The sequence below is a fragment of the Streptomyces sp. H27-D2 genome (genome assembly GCF_035828615.1).
In the GTDB taxonomy this organism is placed as follows: Bacteria; Actinomycetota; Actinomycetes; order Streptomycetales; family Streptomycetaceae; genus Streptomyces.
Map to the genome: position 1 here is coordinate 59,605 of NZ_JAYMZR010000002.1, position 20,079 is coordinate 79,683.

Annotated in this window: 13 protein-coding genes; 8 read left to right on the top strand and 5 right to left on the bottom strand. The window is 69.1% G+C overall.

Annotated features, from left to right (window positions below; translation table 11 throughout):
• Window positions 1-22: 22 nt before the first annotated feature.
• Window positions 23-232 carry a DUF397 domain-containing protein gene (locus tag QMK28_RS01120; RefSeq protein ID WP_326435018.1) on the bottom strand — a complete coding sequence of 70 codons (210 nt, stop codon included), beginning with the start codon at window positions 230-232 and terminating at the stop codon, window positions 23-25.
• Window positions 211-1,056 (bottom strand): helix-turn-helix domain-containing protein, encoded by an 846-nt coding sequence (locus tag QMK28_RS01125; protein ID WP_326435019.1) that lies wholly within the window; start codon window positions 1,054-1,056, stop codon window positions 211-213. The genes QMK28_RS01120 and QMK28_RS01125 overlap by 22 nt, the downstream gene beginning before the upstream one ends.
• Window positions 1,057-1,172: 116 nt before the next feature.
• On the opposite strand from QMK28_RS01125, the gene QMK28_RS01130 reads away from it, so the two are divergent.
• The 5 genes from QMK28_RS01130 (at window position 1,173) to QMK28_RS01150 (ending at window position 12,095) form a co-directional block, all read left to right on the top strand.
• Window positions 1,173-1,712: an ATP-binding protein gene (locus QMK28_RS01130; RefSeq protein WP_326435020.1), complete on the top strand. Its 540-nt coding sequence runs from the start codon at window positions 1,173-1,175 to the stop codon at window positions 1,710-1,712.
• A 96-nt stretch (window positions 1,713-1,808) separates the two neighbouring features.
• Window positions 1,809-5,780, top strand: coding sequence for a PglY protein (locus QMK28_RS01135; protein WP_326435021.1), 3,972 nt, complete (start codon window positions 1,809-1,811; stop codon window positions 5,778-5,780).
• On the top strand, window positions 5,780-8,575 hold the full coding sequence (gene pglZ / locus QMK28_RS01140; protein ID WP_326435022.1) for a BREX-2 system phosphatase PglZ: 2,796 nt from the start codon (window positions 5,780-5,782) through the stop codon (window positions 8,573-8,575). Before QMK28_RS01135 ends, pglZ begins: the two co-directional genes overlap by 1 nt.
• Complete coding sequence (brxD, locus tag QMK28_RS01145; protein ID WP_326435023.1) at window positions 8,572-9,921, top strand: BREX system ATP-binding protein BrxD; 1,350 nt, start codon at window positions 8,572-8,574, stop codon at window positions 9,919-9,921. The genes pglZ and brxD overlap by 4 nt, the downstream gene beginning before the upstream one ends.
• Window positions 9,922-9,935: 14 nt before the next feature.
• Window positions 9,936-12,095 (top strand): DEAD/DEAH box helicase, encoded by a 2,160-nt coding sequence (locus QMK28_RS01150; RefSeq protein ID WP_326435126.1) that lies wholly within the window; start codon window positions 9,936-9,938, stop codon window positions 12,093-12,095.
• A 185-nt stretch (window positions 12,096-12,280) separates the two neighbouring features.
• Here the strand turns inward: QMK28_RS01150 and QMK28_RS01155 are convergent, their stop codons facing one another.
• Window positions 12,281-13,408 carry a site-2 protease family protein gene (locus QMK28_RS01155; RefSeq protein WP_326435024.1) on the bottom strand — a complete coding sequence of 376 codons (1,128 nt, stop codon included), beginning with the start codon at window positions 13,406-13,408 and terminating at the stop codon, window positions 12,281-12,283.
• Between the two features lie 623 nt (window positions 13,409-14,031).
• Here QMK28_RS01155 and QMK28_RS34130 point away from each other — a divergent pair.
• Complete coding sequence (locus tag QMK28_RS34130; RefSeq protein ID WP_443050490.1) at window positions 14,032-14,478, top strand: HD domain-containing protein; 447 nt, start codon at window positions 14,032-14,034, stop codon at window positions 14,476-14,478.
• Window positions 14,479-15,181: 703 nt separating this feature from the next.
• The gene (locus QMK28_RS01165; protein WP_326435026.1) at window positions 15,182-16,444 is read left to right on the top strand and encodes a hypothetical protein; all 1,263 of its coding nucleotides are present in this window, start codon (window positions 15,182-15,184) and stop codon (window positions 16,442-16,444) included.
• 508 nt (window positions 16,445-16,952) lie between these two features.
• On the opposite strand, the gene QMK28_RS01170 is transcribed toward QMK28_RS01165, so the two are convergent.
• A complete protein-coding gene (locus QMK28_RS01170; RefSeq protein ID WP_326435027.1) occupies window positions 16,953-17,246 on the bottom strand; it encodes a hypothetical protein in 294 nt (97 codons plus the stop codon).
• Between QMK28_RS01170 and QMK28_RS01175 the strand changes: the two genes are divergently transcribed.
• Window positions 17,238-18,032 carry a hypothetical protein gene (locus QMK28_RS01175; protein WP_326435028.1) on the top strand — a complete coding sequence of 265 codons (795 nt, stop codon included), beginning with the start codon at window positions 17,238-17,240 and terminating at the stop codon, window positions 18,030-18,032. The two genes, QMK28_RS01170 and QMK28_RS01175, sit on opposite strands and share 9 nt — an antisense overlap.
• A gap of 261 nt (window positions 18,033-18,293) precedes the next feature.
• On the opposite strand, the gene QMK28_RS01180 is transcribed toward QMK28_RS01175, so the two are convergent.
• Window positions 18,294-19,895 carry a hypothetical protein gene (locus tag QMK28_RS01180; RefSeq protein WP_326435030.1) on the bottom strand — a complete coding sequence of 534 codons (1,602 nt, stop codon included), beginning with the start codon at window positions 19,893-19,895 and terminating at the stop codon, window positions 18,294-18,296.
• Window positions 19,896-20,079 lie beyond the last annotated feature (184 nt).

The window sequence follows — 20,079 nt, forward strand, 5'->3', positions numbered from 1 at the left end:
CCCACCTGCGTTTTACTCGCGGTCAGTTCCGGTGACCAGCCTTCACGTCACCGATGAAGGCAGCCCACGCCTCGGCAGGGAGGAACAGCGCCGGGCCTTCTGGGTTCTTGCTGTCGCGTACGGGCACGACACCGGGGAAGCCGTCAGCGACCTCGATGCAGTCGCCGCCCGCTCCATTGCTGTAGGTGGACTTACGCCACCTGGCATTGGTCAGGTCGAGTGGGGTGTACATGTACTGAAGCCCTCCATTGCCTTACGGATAAAGGCAGTTGACGCAGCAGGGGAAAGTGCCATGGCGTGCACAAGATCGTACCGATAGGAGTGCCGCGCTACCGCCGTCTTGTCCTCCACCAGCTCGCCGGAGCTGTCCCCCTCAATGTAGGCCACAGCGGGCGCGTTTTCGAAGGAGAGCAGCGTTAGAGATCCCCCCATGACCGAGTGCCCGCCTGCGGCGAACGGCATGACCTGGACCTCGACGTGCGGGGCTTTCGCGCACTCGATCACGTACGCCAGTTGCTCGCGCATCACCACCGCCCCGCCGACCGGACGCCGGATGACCGCCTCGTCCAGCACGACCCACAGCAGCGGGGGCGTCGGCCGGGCGAGGAGCCCCTGCCGGTCAAGGCGGGCCGTGACCTTCTCCTCGATCTCGTCCGAGGTGGACCACGGGTTGCCGTGCCGGAGCAACTCGCGGGCGTACGCCTCGGTCTGGAGCAGGCCGGGAACGCTGTGCGCCATGTACTTGTGCATGGCGCTGGCCCTGGCTTCTCGTTCCATGAACTTCCGCACCCAGTCGGGGAACGGCGTCCGCTTGATGTGCCCCCACAGGTCGCACAGATCACCCTCGGCGCCGAGCAACTTGTCCAGGGCGGCGGAGACATCCTGGGGAGGCGTCTCATTGCCGAGTTCGAACTGGGCGATCCGGCTGTGCGCGATGGGAATCTTGTCGCCCAGTTCCCGCTGAGTCCACCCGGCGCGCGTACGCAGCTTGCGCACCTTCACGCCGTACAGCGCGGCCAGTGAGGTGGACGGGTCAAGTTCTTTGGGTGCGGGCATCGTCGCCCTCCGTTTTCGCTCTGCCCCCGCGAAAGTCATTACCCCTAGTGAGGGTAGCGCTACGCACCGATGCTCGTCAGTGGAAGTGCGGAGCAGCGAGGGAAGGCACGGCGGACATGGGTGCGACACAACAGGGCTCAGCGGCCGAGAAGACGGCGGCGGATGCGACGGATGCGGCGGATGCCGCGAATGCGGTGCACGAGCGCGGAAAGCGGGAGTTCACCCAACTCTTCAGCTCCACCCGCAGAGGCGCCCACCTCGCCCGCGTCAGCGCCACCCAGCACCTCGCCGCCTGGGGGTACGAAACCGGCTCGGCCGCGCTCGTCGTCTCCGAGCTCGCCGCCAACGCGGTCGCACACGGCCACGCGCCCGGCCGGGACTTCCTGCTGCGGCTCGCCGTCGAGCCCGACCGGCCCGCGATCCTCCGGATCGAGGTCTCCGACGCCTGCGCCGAGCGGCGTCCGCCATCGCACCCCCGCCTGCCCGACGACGACGCCGAGAACGGGCGCGGACTCTTCCTCGTCCAGGCGTTCGCCGTCAACTGGGGCGTGGTCGAGCAGGTGCCTGGCAAGACGGTCTGGGCGGTGCTGGACCTGTTCTCGGGTGGACTCTCCGGCGAGGGCGGTGCCCAGGACGGTTCCGAGCACTGGACGTAGCTCAGTCAGGGCGAATCCGCAGCTGGGCTGGCAGGATGGGACATCGCGCCTGATTCGCGTGGTCCGAGTGCCGTCGAGTGAGGGAACGAGAACCCGATGCCCACCAGCGAGCTCTTCCTGCGGGATGTCATCGACATCAAGGAAGACGTCCATGCCGGCGATTTCAAGGTGGAACTCTCGGGAGGCTTCACCGAGACCGACGCGCGGGTCGCCGAGTATGTGGTCACCGAACAGCTGCAAGAGGCGTTCCGCAGGTCGCTCAAGTTGGTGGGGGCCGCTGTACGGACCGGGAATTCGCACGCCGCGTATCTGCATGGCTCCTTCGGCGCCGGTAAGAGCCACTTCCTGACCGTGCTGCACGCCGTACTCAACAATCACCCGGCGGCGCGGAACAAGCCGCGGCTCCAGGAAGTCATCGCGGATCAGGACGACTGGCTGCGGAACCGGAAATTCCTGATGGTGCCGTACCACCTGGTCGGCTCCACCGACCTGGACTCGGCCCTGCTCGGCGGGTATGTCGCGGCGGTGCGCGCGCAGCACCCCGACAAGCCGACGCCCGCCGTCTACCGCGCCGACTCCGCACTCGCCGATGCCCGCGGGCAGCGGGAGTTCCTCGCCGACGACGCGAAGTTCGTGCGGTGGCTGGGGAAGGGGGCGTCCGCGGTCGCCCCGGGGGGCGGGGTGGCGGCGGCCGGGGACGATGACGACGACATGCCGGTGCTGGCGGCGGCGGGCAAGCAGGCGCCGGCCGTAGGCGGCTGGTCGTCGGCCGACCTCGACCGCGCCTTCGCCGCGCCCGCGGGGGACCGGTTCCGCGAGGCGCTGGTCTCGGCGCTGCTCACCGGCCCCATGGCCGCGTACGCGCAGGGGGCCCGCGGCGACAAGGAGGCCTTCCTGCCGCTGGAGAACGGCCTGTCGGTCATCTCCCGGCACGCCCAGTCCCTCGGCTACGACGGGATCGTGCTCTTCCTCGACGAGCTGATCCTGTGGCTTCAGGCGCACATGGGCGAGCAGGACTTCGTACGCGACCAGGTGCAGAAGCTCGTCAAGCTGATCGAGTCCGGGGACAGCGACCGGCCGGTGCCGATCATTTCCTTCGTCTCCCGGCAGCGTGACCTCTCTCAGCTGATCGGCTCCGATGTGGCCGGCGCCGAGGTGCAGAACCTGGAGCAGCAGGTCGAGTACCTGGCTGAGCGCTTCGAGGTCATCGATCTTGAGGACAGCAACCTCATCGAGATCATCAAGCACCGGGTGCTGGAACCGAAGCCGGGCATGGAAGCGGTGCGCGACGGGGCCTTCGCCCAGCAGGTCGAGTCGTCCAAGGACGAGGTACGACAGGTGCTGCTGGACGCTCACGGGCGTACCGAAGCGACCTGGGACGACTTCCGGACCGTATATCCGCTCTCGCCCGCCCTGCTCAATGTGCTGGTGGAGCTCTCCGGAGCGCTGCAGCGCGAGCGCACCGGCCTGAAGCTGGTGCAGGAGTTGCTGCGACGGCGCCGGGACGATCTCAAACTGGGGGATCTGATCCCGCTCGGCGATCTGTGGGACGTCATCGCAGCCCGTACCAGCGAGGCGTTCACGGCCAAGCTGCGCAGGGAGTCGGAGATCGCGCACCGCTTCTACAACCGCGTACAGGCGTATCTGCTGCAGAAGTACGGTTCGGCGGACGACCCGCGCTACCTCGGCGACGAGCGGCTCATCAAGACCATGCTGCTGGCGTCGCTGGCTCCGAACGTACCGGCGCTGGCCCGGCTCACCGGCTCGCGGCTCGCGGCGCTCAACCACGGGTCGATCAAGTCCCGGGTGGGATCGGCCGGTTCGGTGGCGGTCAAGCGGCTGCGGGAGATGCAGGGCGAGTTCGGTGAGCTGCGCAGCGAGGGCGAGGCCGACCCCGTCTTCCATCTGCACCTGTCCGACCTGGACATCGACCCGCTGCTCGAAGAGGTGCGGGGGGAGGACAACACCGGTACGCGCCGCCAGTGGGTCAAGGACCAGCTGTGGGCCGCGCTCGGCATCGGCGACGCTCAGTCGTTCGTGTGCGAGCGTGAGGTCGTCTGGCACGGAATGAAGCGGACGGCGGAGTTCATCTTCGGGAACGTCCGCGACACGCACCTGCCCGACGAGCAGTTCAAGCCGCTCACGGACGGCAATATCCGCTTCGTCTTCGACTATCCCTTCGATGACGCCCAGCACACCCCGATGGACGACGTCCAGCGGATCGAGAAGCTGAAGCGCGACGGCAAGCAGGCCGCCTCGGTCGTCTGGCTGCCCGACTTCTTCTCCGAGCAGAAGGCGAACCAGCTCGGCCGGCTGCTGAAGATCAACTACCTGCTGGAGCGCGACCGGCTGGCGGATCACACCGCGACCAGGCCCGCCGAGGAGCGGATCCAGATCCGCCACCAGCTCAAGGCGCAGAGCGACAACCTGACCTCGCAGCTCACGGCCGTCCTGCAGCAGCTGTACGGGATCAACAAGCCGGACCCGGGCAGTGTCGGCGCGGAGGTTCCGGACGGTCAGCACGTGTGGTCGCTGGAGCCCGCGTACTCCAGGACCAAGCCGGAGCCGGGGGTCAGTTTCGAGCAGAACCTGTACGCGCTCGCGGACGGGATGTTCGCCGCGCTGTACCCCAAGCACCCCGACTTCGACCCCGGGCTGACCCGAAAGGCCGTCACCGTACGGGAGTTGAAGATCGCGCTGGAGTGGATCGGGCGCGCCATGGAGGACGGTTCGCGGCGGATCGTCGTCGACCGGCACCACCTCCCGACCGTGAAGAAGATCGTGCACCCGCTGGGCCTCGGCGAGGTGCACGACGGGCCGCTCAACCTCACCAACGACTGGCGCATCCGGATCAACCAGAAGGCCGCGGACGCCAAGGCGGGCGCGGACCTGTCGGTCGAGGACATCAGGGAGTGGATCACCGAACTCGGATACACCGGCCTGGACAAGAACATCAGCAGCCTGATCATCGCGACGTACGCGCTGCTGGACGACCGGACCTGGGTCTTCCAGACCTCGCCGGTCAAGCAGGCCCCGGAGCTGGAGCGGATCGGCGGCGGCTACGGGCTGCGTGCCGTGGAGCTGCCGACCGAGGACGAGTTCGCGACGGCGCGCAAGCGGGTCGCGGACATCTTCGGCATCCCCGTGCCGCCCGTACTCTTCGCACGCAATGTCGCCACGCTCGCGGCGAAGGTGCGCGAGAGAGTGGACGCCCATAAGAAGGCGGTGGACGACGTTCGTGCCTCACTGCAGAAGCACGGCGAGGACCTCGGCCTGACCGGGGCCGACGCACCCCGCATGAAGTCGACGCGGGCGGCAGCGGACCTGCTGGACAGGCTGGCGCGTACGCACGACGCGACGGCGCTGGTCAAGAAGCTGCTGGCCGCCTCGTACGAGGTGACGGACCAGGAGATCGGCTCCGCGGTCTTTGACGCGCCCGACGTGCTGGAGGCACTCGACGCCACCAACTGGACGCTGCTGAAGAGTGTCCGCGGCTTCACCGGACGCAACGACGGCGTGGGAGACCGCGCCGAGCGGCTGCTCGCCTCGCTGGGCCGTGCGGCCAACGACCATGAGCAGGCGCTGTCGCTGGCACCGGTGCTGAACCAGTTGCAGGACCAGTCACTGGCCCTGGTCAATGAAGTCGCCCGGCTCGCCAATGTGGCCAACCCGCCGGCGCCGGCGCCGGTTCCCGCGCCGCAGACCCCGGGCGCCGGAGACATCAGCCTCACCGACCACGGGAAGCCCGTCATCTCCGCCGGCACGCCGGCGCGGCTCGACCTCGGGGACGGCCGGCAGCCGATACGGCCCGCTGCCCCGGCCCCCCAGCCGGGAACCTCCCACCCCGGAGCGCCGCATGTCGTCGAGCCGACCCGGCTGGAAGCCAGCCTCGCTGCGACGGTCGAGGACATGACCGACGAGATCCGGCGGTATGTCGCGGCCAACCCGGGCGCGCGCGTCCAGGTGTACTGGCGTCCCGTCGATGACACGACGAACGGGGACGATACGACGAACGGGGACGACACGGCGAACGGGGACGACACGGCGAACGGGGAGGACGGTCGCTGATGCCCGCCGCACCCCCGCAGGTCAGCCGGCGCACCATCGAGGCGCTGCTCAACACGTACAGCTCAGGGCTGCGGGACCGCCGCCTCGTACTGGTACACGGGTCCTACCAGGCCACCGGGGTCCAGGAGTTCACCGCGCAGATCGGCGGGGAGCCACGGCGGGTACGGGTCAGCGACGAGACGTCCGTACTCGGCATCGTGGACGCCTGGCAGCGGCACCGGGCGCGGACGGACGGCGGCAACGACCTGCTGGTGGTGACCACCGGTGTGGACGATGCCCAGCTCGGCTGGGATCTGCGCGGGCACGCGGTGCGCCGCCGCACCCTCACGGTGGAGAACTCCGAGATCGTCAAGCAGCGCTTCGGCGCCAGCGAACTCGACCCCCAGCTGTACCGGGAGCCATGGCTGCTGGAGGCGCTGCTGGACGCCGAGCCGGCCGAGAACGGCTGGCAGCGCGTCGGTTCCGTACTCGCCCGCGACACCGCGATGCGGGCCCTGCTGGTCGCCCGGCTCGGGCTCGGCCGGGCGACCAGCGGCAACGCGGCATCGGAGCGGGATGTCGCGATCGACGCCGACGCGCTGTTCGCCTGGTCGCGGACGCCGGCAGGACCGGCCCGTTTCCAGGAACTCGGCGCCACCGAGCGGGCCGAGCTGAAGTCCTGGCTCGGCGAGACGGCGGGCGCGGCCGTGCCCGTCCTGATGTCGCTGGCCGAGGCCGGAAACGGCGCCGACGCCATGGCGCTGGGGCTGCTCGGCTCGGTGCTCGGCGACCCGGAAGCCAGTGCGGACGTGGTGCTCGCCGTGGGCGGTCTCTTCGGGCAGGTCATGCCCCGCCGAACCGACCTGAAGGTCTTCGCCGAGACGGTCGAGGGCACGCTGACCCGCTGGATCGGTGAGGCGCAGAGCAACGAGACCACGCGGCAGCAGGTGATCTCCGTCCTCGACCGGGCCGACCGCCTCGCGGCGGACGCGGGGCTGACCGAGGGGCTGCGGACCAGCCGCTTCCTGCTGTCGAGCTTCACCGCGCAGCTGCGCATGATCGGAGCGGCCCTGAGCCGGTCCCCGGAAGCGGCCGAGGCGGCACTGGCCGACCTGCGGGACCACGCGCTGGCACGGCTCCAGCGGGACAGAGTCGTACCGGCCGAAATGGCCGTACGCGTGCTGCGCTGGCTGAGCGCCGAGCCGCGCCCGCGGGTGCACTCGGTGCCGGCCGGAGTCCGTACGCATCTCGCCGACTGGGGCTGGGTGGACCGGGCGCTCAATGTGCTCTGGGCCGGAGACCCGGTCCGCGACCCCGCCGTCGGCCAGTACTACCGCGCGCTGTACGAGGTGGCCCGCGCACGGCGGGACGCGCTCGATGAGGAATTCGCCGGGCGCCTCGCATCCTGGACCCGCACCGCCTCCGCACCGAGCCCGGGCGGCTGCCTGCTGGTGGAGAACGTGCTCGCCGAGGTCGCTCAGCCGCTCTCCGGCCAGGGCGCCCCGCTGGTGCTGCTGCTGGACGGCATGAGCAGCGCGGCAGCCGTACAGATCGGTGAGGAAGCCGAACGCAAGGGCTGGACCGAAGCCGTGCCGGCGCCGGCCGGGGACGAGGCGCCGCGGCGACTCGCCGCCGTGTCGATGCTGCCCTCGGTGACCGAGATCAGCCGCGCTTCGCTGCTCACCGGGCGGGCGGTCAAGGGCAAGCAGCCCGTGGAGTCGGCGGGCTTCGCGGAATTCTGGAAGCAGCGGCGGCACCCCGGCGGCGGTGTGCTGTTCCACAAGGCGGCCATAGAGGGCGTGGCGGGATACCGGCTCTCCGAAGACCTGGTGGCCGCCCTCTCCTCGGCCGCGGCGGTCGGTGTCGTCCTCAACACCATCGACTACGCGCTCGATCACGGACAGGAGGGAGAGCGCACCACGTGGCAGATCGAGGACGTCACCTACCTCCGCGAACTCCTCGACGCCGCGAAGGCGTACAACCGTCCCGTGCTGATCGTCGCCGACCACGGACATGTCCTCGAACGCGGCGTGAGCGGCGGACCGGTGCGCGCCGAAGGCGCGAACTCGGCCCGCTGGCGCACCGGGGCGCCGGGGGACGGCGAGGTCGAGCTGGCGGGCCCCCGGGTACTGGAAGGCGGCGGGACGATCACCGCCCCCTGGCGGGAGGACATCCGCTACACCTCGCGCAAGGCCGGCTACCACGGAGGCGCGGCGCTCGCCGAAGTGACGGTCCCGCTCCTGGTGCTCCTAGCCTCACCCGGGTCGCTGCCCAAGGGCTGGCGGGCGCTGCCGCGCGAGCAGGCCACCCCGCCGTGGTGGCAGGCCCCGGCATCGGCATCGGCCCCGGCCCCGGAGCCGGCGTACGAGCAACCCCTTCCCGGGCCCGCCGGCAAACCGACAGGCGGCAAGAAGCCGGCGCCGCAGTCGGCCGGGCTCTTCGAGGAGACGGCCATCGCCTCCGCCGACCCCGCAGCCCCACCCCCGGCCCCCCGCACTCTGGGCGCTTCGATCGTCGCGAGTGAGGTGTACGAAGCGCAGAAGGCGTACGTGCGCAAGGCGCCCGACGGCATGGTCGTCGCGGCGGTCATCGACGCCCTGGCGGACGCCGACGGGACGATGTCTCCCGCGGCGCTCGCCGCGGCCGTCTCCGCGACGGGCCGGGTCCGGCGCAACATCGACGGGTTCATCGCCACTGTTCAGCGGCTGCTGAACGTCGAGGGCTATCCGGTGCTCGGGTTCATCGACGCGGGGCACACCGTCAAACTCGATGTGCGCCTGTTGCGTACGCAGTTCCAACTGGAGAAGACCGCATGAGCACGCCTTCCGAGGTCAGTGCCGTACGCCGCGGGGAAGTCGTCGACGCCCTCAGGCGCGGCACCGTTCCGCAGTCCGGACTCGACCTCTTCGCGGTCGGGCTCGACAAGTTCACCACCGCGCTCGACGACGACCTGGCGACGGTCGCGCGCGGCGGCGCGGCCTTCCACGCCCTGCGCGGAGAGTACGGCTCGGGCAAGACCTTCTTCGCGCGCTGGCTCGCCGAGCGGGCCAAACGGGCGGGCCTGGCCACCGCCGAAGTGCAGATCTCCGAGACCGAGACCCCGCTGCACCGCCTGGAGACGGTCTACCGACGGCTCATCGAACGCCTGACGACCGCGACCCATCAGCCGAGCGCCCTGCGCGCGATCATCGACTCCTGGTTCTACACCCTGGAGGAGGAGGTTCTCGACGCCGGGGACCTCGAAGGCGTGGACGAGGACGACGCCGAGGCGCTGGCGAAGGCCGTCGACGAGCTGATGGAGCGGCGGCTCGCCGATGTGGCACGTACCACACCGGCGTTCTCGGCGGCGCTGCGCGGCTACCGGCAGGCGCTCGCAGCCGGTGACAGCGCCACCGCGGAGGCGCTCATCGCCTGGCTCGGCGGACAGAAGTCGGTGGGGGCCTCCGCCCGGCGCGCCGCCGGGGTACGCGGCGACCTCGACCACTTCGCGGCCCTCGGGTTCCTGCGGGGACTGCTGACGGTACTCCGGGACTGCGGGCACCCGGGGCTGCTGCTCGTACTCGATGAAGCCGAGACGCTGCAACGGGTGCGCGGAGATGTGAGGGAGAAGGGACTCAACGCGCTGCGGCAGCTCCTCGACGAAATCGACGCCGGACGTTTCCCCGGACTCTTCCTCGTCATCACGGGCACGCCGGCCTTCTACGACGGGCAGCAGGGCGTTCAGCGGCTGCCTCCGCTCGCCCAGCGGCTGGCCACGGACTTCACCACCGACGCGCGCTTCGACTCGCCGCGGGCCGTGCAACTACGGCTGACCGGCTTCGACCTGCACAGTCTCGGCGAGCTGGGGCGCAACGTACGCGACCTGTTCGCCGGCGCGGCGAAAGCGCCGGAGCGGATCATGGACCGGGTGGACGACGCGTACATCGCGGAGCTGGCCGGCGCCGTGACCGGCGGGCTCGGCGGAAAGGTCGGGGTCGCACCCCGGCTGTTCCTGCGCAAGCTCGTCGCCGATGTCCTCGACCGGGTCGACGACTTCGAGGGCTTCGACCCGCGGCGGCATTACGCACTCACCGTCTCCAGTACGGAGCTGAACGAAGTCGAGCGCAACGCGGCGGCCGTGCCCGCTGACAGTGCCGACGACATCGAGCTGAACCTGTCGTGACCGGTCCCCGTTCCGTGAGCGGCATCGACGACCTCGACCCCGTCCTGGTCCATCACATCGTCAACACCCTGGGCTGGCCGGGGCTCCGGAAGCTCCAGGAGGAAGCGATCGCGCCCCTGCTCGCGGGTGAGGACGCGATCCTGCTGGCGCCCACCGCGGGCGGGAAGACGGAGGCCGCGTCCTTTCCGCTGCTGTCGAAGATGGCGGCGGAGCGCTGGAACGGCACCTCGGTGCTCTACGTGTGCCCGCTGAAGGCGCTGCTCAACAACCTGCTGCCGAGACTGGAGACGTACACCGCCTGGCTGGGGCGCACCGCCGCGCTGTGGCACGGAGACGTCAAGGCATCCGGTCGCAAGAAGATCCTGAACGGCCGGCCGGACGTGCTGCTCACCACCCCCGAGTCGCTGGAGGCGATGCTGGTCAGCGCCAATGTCGATCACCGTGCGTTCTTCGCGGGACTGCGGGCGATCGTCGTGGACGAGGTGCACGCCTTCGCGGGCGACGACCGGGGCTGGCATCTGCTCGCCGTACTGGAACGGCTGCAGCGGGTCGTCGGGCGTCCCGTGCAGCGGATCGGTCTTTCGGCGACTGTGGGCAACCCCGAGGAGCTGCTGCACTGGCTGCAGGGATCGGGCGCGGGGAAGCGGCCCGCGCGCGTGGTCGCCCCGCACCTCGCCGAGCCCCGGCCGGGGCCGGACCCTGCCCCTGAGTCGGCCCCTGAGTCGGCCCCGGGCCCGCCGCCCGGTGACATCCAGCTCGACCACGTCGGCTCGGCGGACAACGCGGCGACGGTGATCGCGGCCCTGCACCGGGGCGAGAAGCGGCTGGTCTTCTGCGAATCGAGGCGGCTCGTCGAGGAGCTGGGCGAGAAGCTGCGGGCCAAGGGCGTGACGACGTTCCTGTCACACGCTTCACTGTCGGTCGATGAACGGCGCCGTGCGGAGGAGGCGTTCGCCGAAGCGCGTGACTGCGTCATCGTCTCGACCAGCACGCTGGAACTCGGCATCGACGTCGGAGACCTTGACCGCGTCATTCAGATTGACGCGCCCGCCACGGTCGCCTCCTTCCTGCAACGGCTGGGACGTACGGGACGCCGCGCGGGCACCAGCCGGAACTGTCTCTTCCTGGCACTGAGCGAGGACGGACTGCTGGCGGCCGCGGCCCTGCTCCTGCAATGGTCACGCGGCTGGGTCGAAGCAGTGGTGCCGCCTCCCGAGCCCCGGCACATCGTCGCCCAGCAGGTGCTCGCGCTGTGCCTGCAGGAGAACCAGGTCGGCGATCAGCTGTGGCAGGAGTGGTGGTCCGGACTCGGCCCCTTCGGAACGTCCGCCGAGCCCATCGTGCGGCACCTGGTGGACGAGGGGTATCTCGACCAGGACGGCGGGATGCTGTTCATCGGCCCCGAGGCCGAACGGCGCTTCGGACACCGGCACTTCATGAATCTGACCGCGGTGTTCACCGCCGCACCCGAATTCACCGTACTCAACGGACTCACCGAGATCGGCAAGACCGACCCCAGCCTGCTGACCGAGGACGTGCAGGGGCCGCGCAGGCTCCTGCTCGCGGGCCGCAGCTGGCAGGTCACCTACATCGACTGGCACAGACGCCGATGCTTCGTCGAGCCGGTCGACGGAGGCGGCAAGGCGAAGTGGGGCGGCCTCGGGTTCGTACGCGCCACATCGTACGAACTGACCCGGGCAGCTCGCGACGTACTGCTCGGGGCCGATCCGCAGGTGCGGCTCACCGGGCGGGCGGCGAGCTGCCTGGCTGAGGCACGTGAGCGCTTCCTGGAGTACGTGCATCCCGGGGGCACGCTCATCGTGCGCCGGGAGAACGGCGATGTGCGGTGGTGGACCTGGGCCGGGCACCGGGCCAATGCCACGCTGGCCGCGACTCTGGAAGGTGTGACCGACCCGGCGCAGCGCATCAATGACTGCTGGATCCGGCTGCGCGAGGACCTGACCCCCCAGCTATGGAAACAGACCGTTGCCGATGCCGCGGAGCGACTGTGTCTGCCGGCTGTGCACCAACAGGCATTGAAGGGACTGAAGTTCAGCACAGCGCTGCCACCCCGGCTTGCCGAGGCGACGCTCGCGGCGCGGCTCGCCGACCTCGAAGGCGCTGCCGCAGTGCTGGACGAGCCGGCCCGATTCGTCAGCGGACAAGATCGATGATCTTCGGGCCCGCGCTGGTCGGGAGAGGCCGATCAGGGGCTGTTCGTCATTGCCGCAGCCGGGACGAACAGCTTGCCGCCGATGGATGCCCGTGGGCGCCCGGGAATGCTCTTTCTGGCGTTTGCGCAGGCCGGCGCGTTGGTCTGGGTTGGTCTGGCGTGCCAGGCGCACCGGTTCGGTGTCGCTCAGCCATGGTCGCCCAAGGTGCGTTGCCGCATGAGGCGGGAGATGTCGTGCGCGGTGACGATCCCTTCCAGGCGGCCGTCGTCCACGACCAGGATCCGCAGGCCGGCGGCTCCGGGACGGAGCCGGTCGAGGGCGTCGTTGAGAAGGTCTCGCGGGGCCGCGACGGTGCAGCGCGACAGCGGGGTCGCCGCCTCGCGCACCCGCACGGTATCGCGGCGCGCGCCTGGCACCGCGGCCAGTTGACGCATGGTCACGATGCCGCTGGGACGGCCGTCGAAGCCGAGCAGCGGCAGCGCCGCGTGATGGGCGAGCGCGGCGACCTCGTCGATGAATTGCCGCACGGTCAGCCAGTCGGCTCCCGTGGCCACCGGGCTGGACATGGTGTCGGCCACCCGTACGCCGCGCAGCGCCGTCCGCACCGTGGCGTTCCGGCGTTCCGCTCCGGCGGTGATCGTGATGAAGAAGCCGACGAACATGAGCCACAGCCCGCCCGGCGCCCCACGGAGGAAGAGGATCCAGCCGAGTACCAGCAGGAGCATGCCGATGACCTGTCCGCTGCGGCCGGCAGCCCGCTCGGCCCGGTCACGGTCCCCGGTGAGCCACCACAGAAGTGCCTGTATGACCCGGCCGCCGTCCAGCGGCACCGCGGGTAGCAGGTTGAACACGCCCAGGAAGAGGTTGGCCCAGCCGAGCCACACCAGGACCGCCGCGGTCACTCCCCAGCCGGCCGCCGTATGCACTCCGATCCCCGCACCGAGCGCGGCGCCCCCGAGGACCAGACTGGTGACCGGCCCGCTGACGGCGATCGCGAACGCCACGGGAGCCGTCTTCGGCCGCCCCATCCGGGTCATCCCACCCATTGCCCAGAGCGTCACGTCCTGCACCGGTACGCCCTTCCGGCGGGCGGTGGCCGCGTGCGCCGCCTCGTGGAGCAGCACGCTCGCCATCAGCAGCACGGTTCCCACCGCGCCGGCGACCGTGTATACGGCACTGGAGCGGCCCGGTGTCCAGACCGGCAGGGTCTGGCTGCCCAGACCGTATCCGAGCAGGACGGCCAGCGCCGGCACGCTCCAATGCATCCGCAGCGGAACACCGAATATCCGTCCGCCCCTGACCGAACCCTTCATCGCCGCCTCCCACGCGAGGCTCTCCCACCTCCCAGTGTCGCTCCCGGCCACCTGCGACGGCGGGGCCGGGCGGGGGCCGGGCGGGGGTCGGGCGGATCCGTGGAAGCGGGTGCGGGATGCGCGTGGGCGCACCGGGACCCATCACGTCAGCTACGAGCTGGCCCTGCACGACGGGCGGATTCTGCGTACCCGGATCTTTCTCCGAACTAGCTAGGTCTCCCCTGGGTCGCAGAGCCCACTGAGGTCCGTCAGACAGCCGCAGGCGGTCCTGACCTTGGGCTGAAATAAGGAGCGATCTCGCCCGTGCAGGTTGAGATGCGGGGCGGATCGAAACGAGGCACGATTGAGTAAGTACGGTCACAAGGAACCTGCATGTCAGGTGGTCATCGTGAATGCGTCAATCAACGACGAGTTTCCTCCCGACGAGCGCGCGGACAAGTCCGAGAATAAAACTTCGCCACATGCCGAGTACAGGTCTCCATATCAGCGCGACCGGGATCGACTGCTTTACTCGTCTGCATTTCGCACTCGATGGAATCACGCAAGTTGCCTCAGTGCGCGAGCGGCAACTCCTGCATAATCGCTTGACTCACAGTCTGAAGGTCGGCCAATTGGGCCGCCGTATGGCGGAACGCCTCGTGGGTCTTTCTGGCTTCAACTGTGAAGTGAGTGCGAAGGATTTCCCAGAAATCGTAGAGGTGGCGGGACTTGCGCACGACATAGGCCATCCTCCATTCGGCCATATCGCTGAGGGCGTCTTGGACGGGCTGATGGGTCCGGGAAATGGCGGCTTCGAGGGAAATGCTCAGTCTTTCAGAATAGTGAGTAGAATTGCCATCCGAGGCGGAGGTCTAGGCCTCAACCTTGCCCGCGCAAGCCTAAATTCTATTCTCAAATACCCAATATTCCTTGAGGACTTCCCGTCGCACTGGGCTGTCTCCTGGCACGACCGCAGTCGGGGAACCAAGTGGGGCGTGTATGAAAGGGAGCGTGACGTCTTCCAATTTGCTCGCGGTGGCCTTGGAGGTCGTCCTCGATCTCATCGAGGCGGGGCAGCATTTTCGGATTAATGGTGAGCATGGGGCAACGCAGGCACGAGTGTTCATGTTGCGCCTGCAGATCCTCGAAGTAGACCGCCACCGGCTCAATGAGGGCCCCAGCCGGGTCGAAGAGCTTGTACGGCTCCCACGGGTTACCGGTCTCCACTAACCGCCCCACGCCGGGCACGACAAGGCTCGCCAGATCCCTCTCGGGATGTCCTCCATCACGCATGACGGGAAGCTAGCAGAAAGGCCGCTGACCTGCATAAACGATACTTTTAGTTCAGTCAACGTGCCGCCCCCGCACCCGTGGCCAGCGCCAAGGATGCGCTGGACCATCCCCTGCCGCCTGGACTGCGCCATCGACGCTACGCGCCGACAGCGCACCGGGCCGGGCCGCGAGGCGGCCCTTGCCCTGTCCTTCCCTACCAGGTCTGCGTGTTGAGATTCCGACTGGCCTGGGTGACACCCTGCCAGGAGGTCGCCGCCGCAACTTTAGACGGCTACCGAGTGCTTGGAGTGCACGCTTGAGGCAGGGCCAGGACGCTTCACTCGGGCCTGGCGGGCGGCGCGGACGGCGTCGAGCCGGCCTCGTGGGGAGCCCATGCGTGAAGGATAGGAATTGCCCAATATCTGGCTTGTTCCGGCAGTCCGCAATCTTTCGTTCACCGCGTGGTGTGGACTTCTCTCAGTGCGGTGTCGAGAGGGCCTCGCGCCGAGAGATAAGGACGTGGTGACGGTGGAAGACTGTTCGGTGGCGGAGGCCGCGAGTGCCGGAGACAACCCGGTACGTGGCTACGCCGGCTACGCGCCGGATGAGACGGCGTTGGTTGCCGCGAAGACGGCACACGAACGCCTGGGGACGCTCGCCGCGGAGGCCAGCTTCCACAAGAAATGGTGGGGGTTCGAGATCCGCCTCAACCAGGAAGCCGTGGACACCTTACAGTCGCTGCGCGGCGTCATCGCCGACGTTGTGGGCGAGTTCCTGCCCACCGGGCTGGCGCAGGTGATCGCCGCCGTGGCGCTGGCGCAGGACATGGTGATCAAGGCTGTGTCGGGTGGGTACGGTTGCAAGCTGGTTTCGCCTTGGTTTTCGCCGACGATGCTCATCCCTGTCCCCATGACGCCCATAGACGACCCGAGTCTGTGGTGGACGGTCTTCGGGCCGAAGGACGCCTGGAACGAGGACCAGCGGTTTCTCGCGCACTACACCGCCGACAACCCGGCGCTGGGCGAGATCGGAGGCAAGCTGGTCTGCATGCACCGCGGCAACGGCGACACCCGGCTGTGGGCGGCTACGTACGACCCGGACAAGGGCTGGAGCGAGGACCGCATGCTGCCGGCCCACGCCAGCAACTCTGGCCCGGCGCTGGCGACATTCCGCAACAAGCTGTACTGCGTGCACCGCGGGCGCGCTGACAATGACCTGTGGTGGACGACATCGTCCGATGGCATCAACTGGAGCCAGGACCAGAAGTTCCCGGGCCACCGCACCGACGACGGCCCCGCCCTCGCGGTCTTCCGTGACAGGCTCTACTGCGTCCACAAGGGCAACGGCAACAATGACCTGTGGTGGACGACGTCCACCGATGGCATCAACTGGAGCCAGGACCAGAAGTTGCCGGGCCACCGCACCGACTCCAACCCCGCCCTCGCGGTCTTCAACGACCGCCTCTACTGCGTGCACCGCGGCAACGGCGACAGCAACCTATGGTGGACCCGCTTCGATGGCACCAGCTGGAGCCCGGACCAGAAGCTCCCCGGTCACGCAAGCAAGGACGGCCCAGCCCTGGCGGTGTACAAGAACCAGCTGTACTGCGTCCACCGCGGCGGCTCCGACCAGCACCTGTGGTGGACCCGTTTCAACGGCACCAGCTGGAGCACCGACACCAAGCTGCCCGGCCACGCCAGCAACCAGGGCCCGGCCCTGATCACTTACCGGGACAAGAACGGCAGCGAGGACCAGCTCTTCTGCATCCACCGCGGCTCCAAGTAGGTGCTGACAGTGAACCGGCCGGGTCGCGAGGCGTCAGCGTGTTGAGATTCCGACTGGCTGGGGCGGCACCCTGCCATGGGTCTCCCCGTCGAGCCAGTTCACGGGAGCAGCAGATCATCAAGAAGCTCTCCCTCGTGGCCGACGGCATGACCCATCCCATCCCACTGACCGCCGTCAACCCGCTGGTCACGCGTGCTCGGTCGCGTGACCAGCGGGGCTCTCCAAGAATCCTGGCTCACCGGATCCGCTGGACCGTCCCTCCGGCGGGCGGCCCTGCCAGCAGAGCCGTCGGCGGGCCTCACCGCGCCGATCGCGGAAGTCCGGCTGCCGCTGGGCCCGGGCCGCGAGGCGGCCCTTGCCGCGCCCCTTCATCCCGGCCGGAAGATGGCCGACCCTTCACGCGGGAATCGCGAGGGGTCGGTCATCAGCGTACGGCGGGCCCGGTCCCGGTGACCGGATCGGCAAGGTGATCCGATCCCAGGGTCGGATCACCCGCACCCGGTGTTCATCAGGCAGCACTCTTCATGCTGAGGTCGTCCAGGACGATGCGGGGCTGGGTGAGCTGCTGCTCGTCGGTGGCAGGCCGGGTGGCGTTGACGACCTGGGCGATGCGTTCGTAGCAGGTGACGGCCAGCGCCCAAGTCTCGACCTCCTGGCCGGTGCCCGCGTACACGGTGGTGCGCAGGGCGTTGAGAAGCGCGATGACGCTGCGCCCGGAGAGGACGTTGTCGCCCTGGTCAACGAGTTCGTCGGCGTACTGCGCGAGGCCCGCAAGTGGCGGGAGGTGGCCCTGGTGACACAAACCCCGCTCCCCGCCGCGGTGATCGCCAGGGGTTACTACTACCAGCAGTGGGCCTCTGACAACCGCAACCGTACGCAGCGCCAGTTCATCAAGGCGTTGCGCAATCGGGCTCCCTTCACCGACGTATTGCCGCAGCACAGCAGCCCGGGCGAGATCGAGTATGAGTGCGCGGGTGAACCCGTCGAGGGCATCGGTGCGGCGCATCTGATGGACGGCCTCGCGGTGAGCCTTCCCCTTTCGCGCACATGGTCCGGCTCGTGGCTGGATGTCATGGTACGAAGACTCGTCGAGACCGACGCAGGCGACCTGGCGATGGAGGAGGCGGCTGAACTTGTCCGGCACAGCGCCCGCCGCGGAGATCTGGTAACCCACGAGAAGTGGGGGCGCTCCGCAGGACTCGACGCCGTCGACACGCCCGCCCAACTCTGGGAGCAGTGCGCGGATTTCTTTCCCCGGCTCCAGTTCCTGTCCCGCGTGCGCGAAGACCTTGAGCGCCTGGAACTGAAGTGGTTCGTCCAGGTCCGGGGGCTGCTGGCCCGTCTGGAGGCGTCCGCCTCACGGTGGGACCCGGTTGTGAGCGCGGTGCCCGTCTGGCAGGGCGCGAACGTAACCCCGGAGCATGAGCAGCGCAAGCGGCTCTGTTATTTCCGTGACCTGGACGGCGTCGACCGGTGCTTCCACCTGCACGGCCGCTTCACTCCGGGGGCGGGCCGGCTGCACTTCCGCCTTGTCCCGGAGGACAAGGCGCTGCGTATCGCCTACATCGGCCCGAGGCTCGGGACATAGGTGAGCGAGCGGCTCTCCTCCCTCTCCGCCCCGGCTCCCGATGCCGAGTCCGAGTCCGGGCGCGGCCTGCTCTCGTAGAGCACCTTGCCCCCCGCTCGTCCGTCGCCCCGCGCCCCGGGGCTCCCGGCAAGACCGTCTGGGCCGAGCTCGACCTCGCCACCGGCGAGCGGGTGGGGTCCTGTACAGCCGGGCCGTCCTCCGTCATGCACCCATATCCCAGCGCGGGGGCCATGTCGTGTTCCACGGTGCCAGCGGCTCCCGTCACGGGGAGCTGAACAGTTCGGGCAGAGTGCCCTCGAAGGCCGGAAGGCGTTCGTACATGGCTGCGTGCTGTGCAGCGCGCTGTGCCGCATCGTCGCTCAGCAGCTCGTCCAGTGCGGCGCCGACGGCCGCACGGACGTACTCCGGGAACCGTCGGGGGAAGGATTCGGTCCTGCACTGGACCAGAGCGCGAGCGGGACGGCCGAGGCGCAGCACATCCAAGACGGTGACTTCGGGATGCCAGTCGCCGTCCGGTGTGGCGGCCCACAGGGCGAGGGGTGCGGTGTTCTTGGTGAGGGGCATCGAGCGCAGCAGATCGAGTCCCTCGGCTCGGTTCCGGAACAGATGCAGGAAGACGTACTCGTCGGCGGTCTCCTCGCCCGCCATCAGGCGTACGAGGTCCAGCGGGCAGTCGGCGTGCTCCAGCAGCTTGCGGAGCGACCAGCCCGGGAGGCCGCGCTGGTTCCAGTTCGCGGGGTCGGTGGCCATGCGGCGTGCCGCGTCCCAGTCCAGCGGATACCAGGGATCCTCGGTCAGGGCGCGGCCATGGGCCAGCAGCCGGTCAGGCCGGTGCAGCTTGGCCTGACCGCTGCTGGCGAGGTGGCGGTAGAAAAGCGAGACGCGGGCCGCTTCGAAGAAGCCGTCCTCCTGCTGGGTGAGCAGGACGGCTCGCTGCAACGCTTCCGAGGGGCTCTCCTGCCCGGTCATGGCCAGCGTGTACCAGCCCCGTACATCGGGATCGAGCGGGGCCGTGACGAGTGCCTCGGTGAGCAGGTCGGTGCGACCGGCGCGGGCCAGCAGCAGCCCGGACACGAGCTGTAGGTAGGGCGTCAGCAGGAACTCCCCGGGCGTCGCCTCGGCGCACAGCGCCAGCAGTACGTGGTCCGGATCCGCCGCGTCGAACCGGCGGGCCAGTTCACGGGGATCGACGAGCTCGGCAATGCGCTCGGCGAGCTCCAGTGTCTCGGGGAGCCGAGGGGCGGGCTCCGTACGGCCGGGCGCGAAGGGGCGTCCGACGAGGACATCGAACTGGTTGTCGGCGCGGAGCCGTTCGTCGCGCAGCAGCCAGAGATTGGTCTCCGCGTCGTCCAGTTCCAGCAGCGCGCTGATGATCCGTTCGTCCGGGGCCGGAGGGTACGGGCCCCCTTGGTCCATCTGCTCCCGGTCCTTGGCGAGTTCCCGGCGTATCGCGAGGTCGCCGTGGCGTATCAACGCACGGGCATTCTCGGAGCAGTAGGTGGTCTGCTCGGCGAGCAGCCGACGTCCCTCCGGTCCCAGCCAGCGGACGATACGGTCCACGGCCGGTTCCGGGGCCCAGGAGAGCAGCAGGTCGACCGGCCGGCCGATGGCGGTCCAGCTCGGGGCGGGCGGGAACTCTCCGCTGCGGGAAGTCTCTTCGGCCTCGTCGGCCAGCTCCGCCATGCTCCCGGGAAAGTCGGAGGCCATCAGCGCTATGGCGACCAGCCAGCGCCCGGTATCGGGGCCGAGTCGTTCTTGAAGCAGCTCGTCGTCCCCTATGGCGCTCTGGATCTGGAGGGCGGTCCGCGCCGGTTTGGCGTTCCACCACTGTTCGACGAGTTCGGGGGACATGTACTGGTGCATAGGTGGTTCCTTGAGAAGGTGAGGCGGCCCGGGAGGACCGGGTGTATCTGATGTGCGGTGCCCTCGATGGCTTCTGGAGACTGGCTGCCCGGTTTCGGGGAGACTCCGGCTCCTGGTGGAGAGCTGTGGGTCTCCACGGTGGGGTTACCGGAGCGGACCTCTCGCGGGTGGAGCTCCACCCGGT

Excerpts from the sequence above, each read along its gene's own strand:
- QMK28_RS01120 (WP_326435018.1), bottom strand. The coding sequence starts at position 232 with ATGTACACCCCACTCGACCTGACCAATGCCAGGTGGCGTAAGTCCACC.
- QMK28_RS01125 (WP_326435019.1), bottom strand. The coding sequence starts at position 1,056 with ATGCCCGCACCCAAAGAACTTGACCCGTCCACCTCACTGGCCGCGCTG.
- QMK28_RS01130 (WP_326435020.1), top strand. The coding sequence starts at position 1,173 with ATGGGTGCGACACAACAGGGCTCAGCGGCCGAGAAGACGGCGGCGGAT.
- QMK28_RS01135 (WP_326435021.1), top strand. The coding sequence starts at position 1,809 with ATGCCCACCAGCGAGCTCTTCCTGCGGGATGTCATCGACATCAAGGAA.
- pglZ (WP_326435022.1), top strand. The coding sequence starts at position 5,780 with ATGCCCGCCGCACCCCCGCAGGTCAGCCGGCGCACCATCGAGGCGCTG.
- brxD (WP_326435023.1), top strand. The coding sequence starts at position 8,572 with ATGAGCACGCCTTCCGAGGTCAGTGCCGTACGCCGCGGGGAAGTCGTC.
- QMK28_RS01155 (WP_326435024.1), bottom strand. The coding sequence starts at position 13,408 with ATGAAGGGTTCGGTCAGGGGCGGACGGATATTCGGTGTTCCGCTGCGG.
- QMK28_RS34130 (WP_443050490.1), top strand. The coding sequence starts at position 14,032 with ATGGCGGAACGCCTCGTGGGTCTTTCTGGCTTCAACTGTGAAGTGAGT.
- QMK28_RS01180 (WP_326435030.1), bottom strand. The coding sequence starts at position 19,895 with ATGCACCAGTACATGTCCCCCGAACTCGTCGAACAGTGGTGGAACGCC.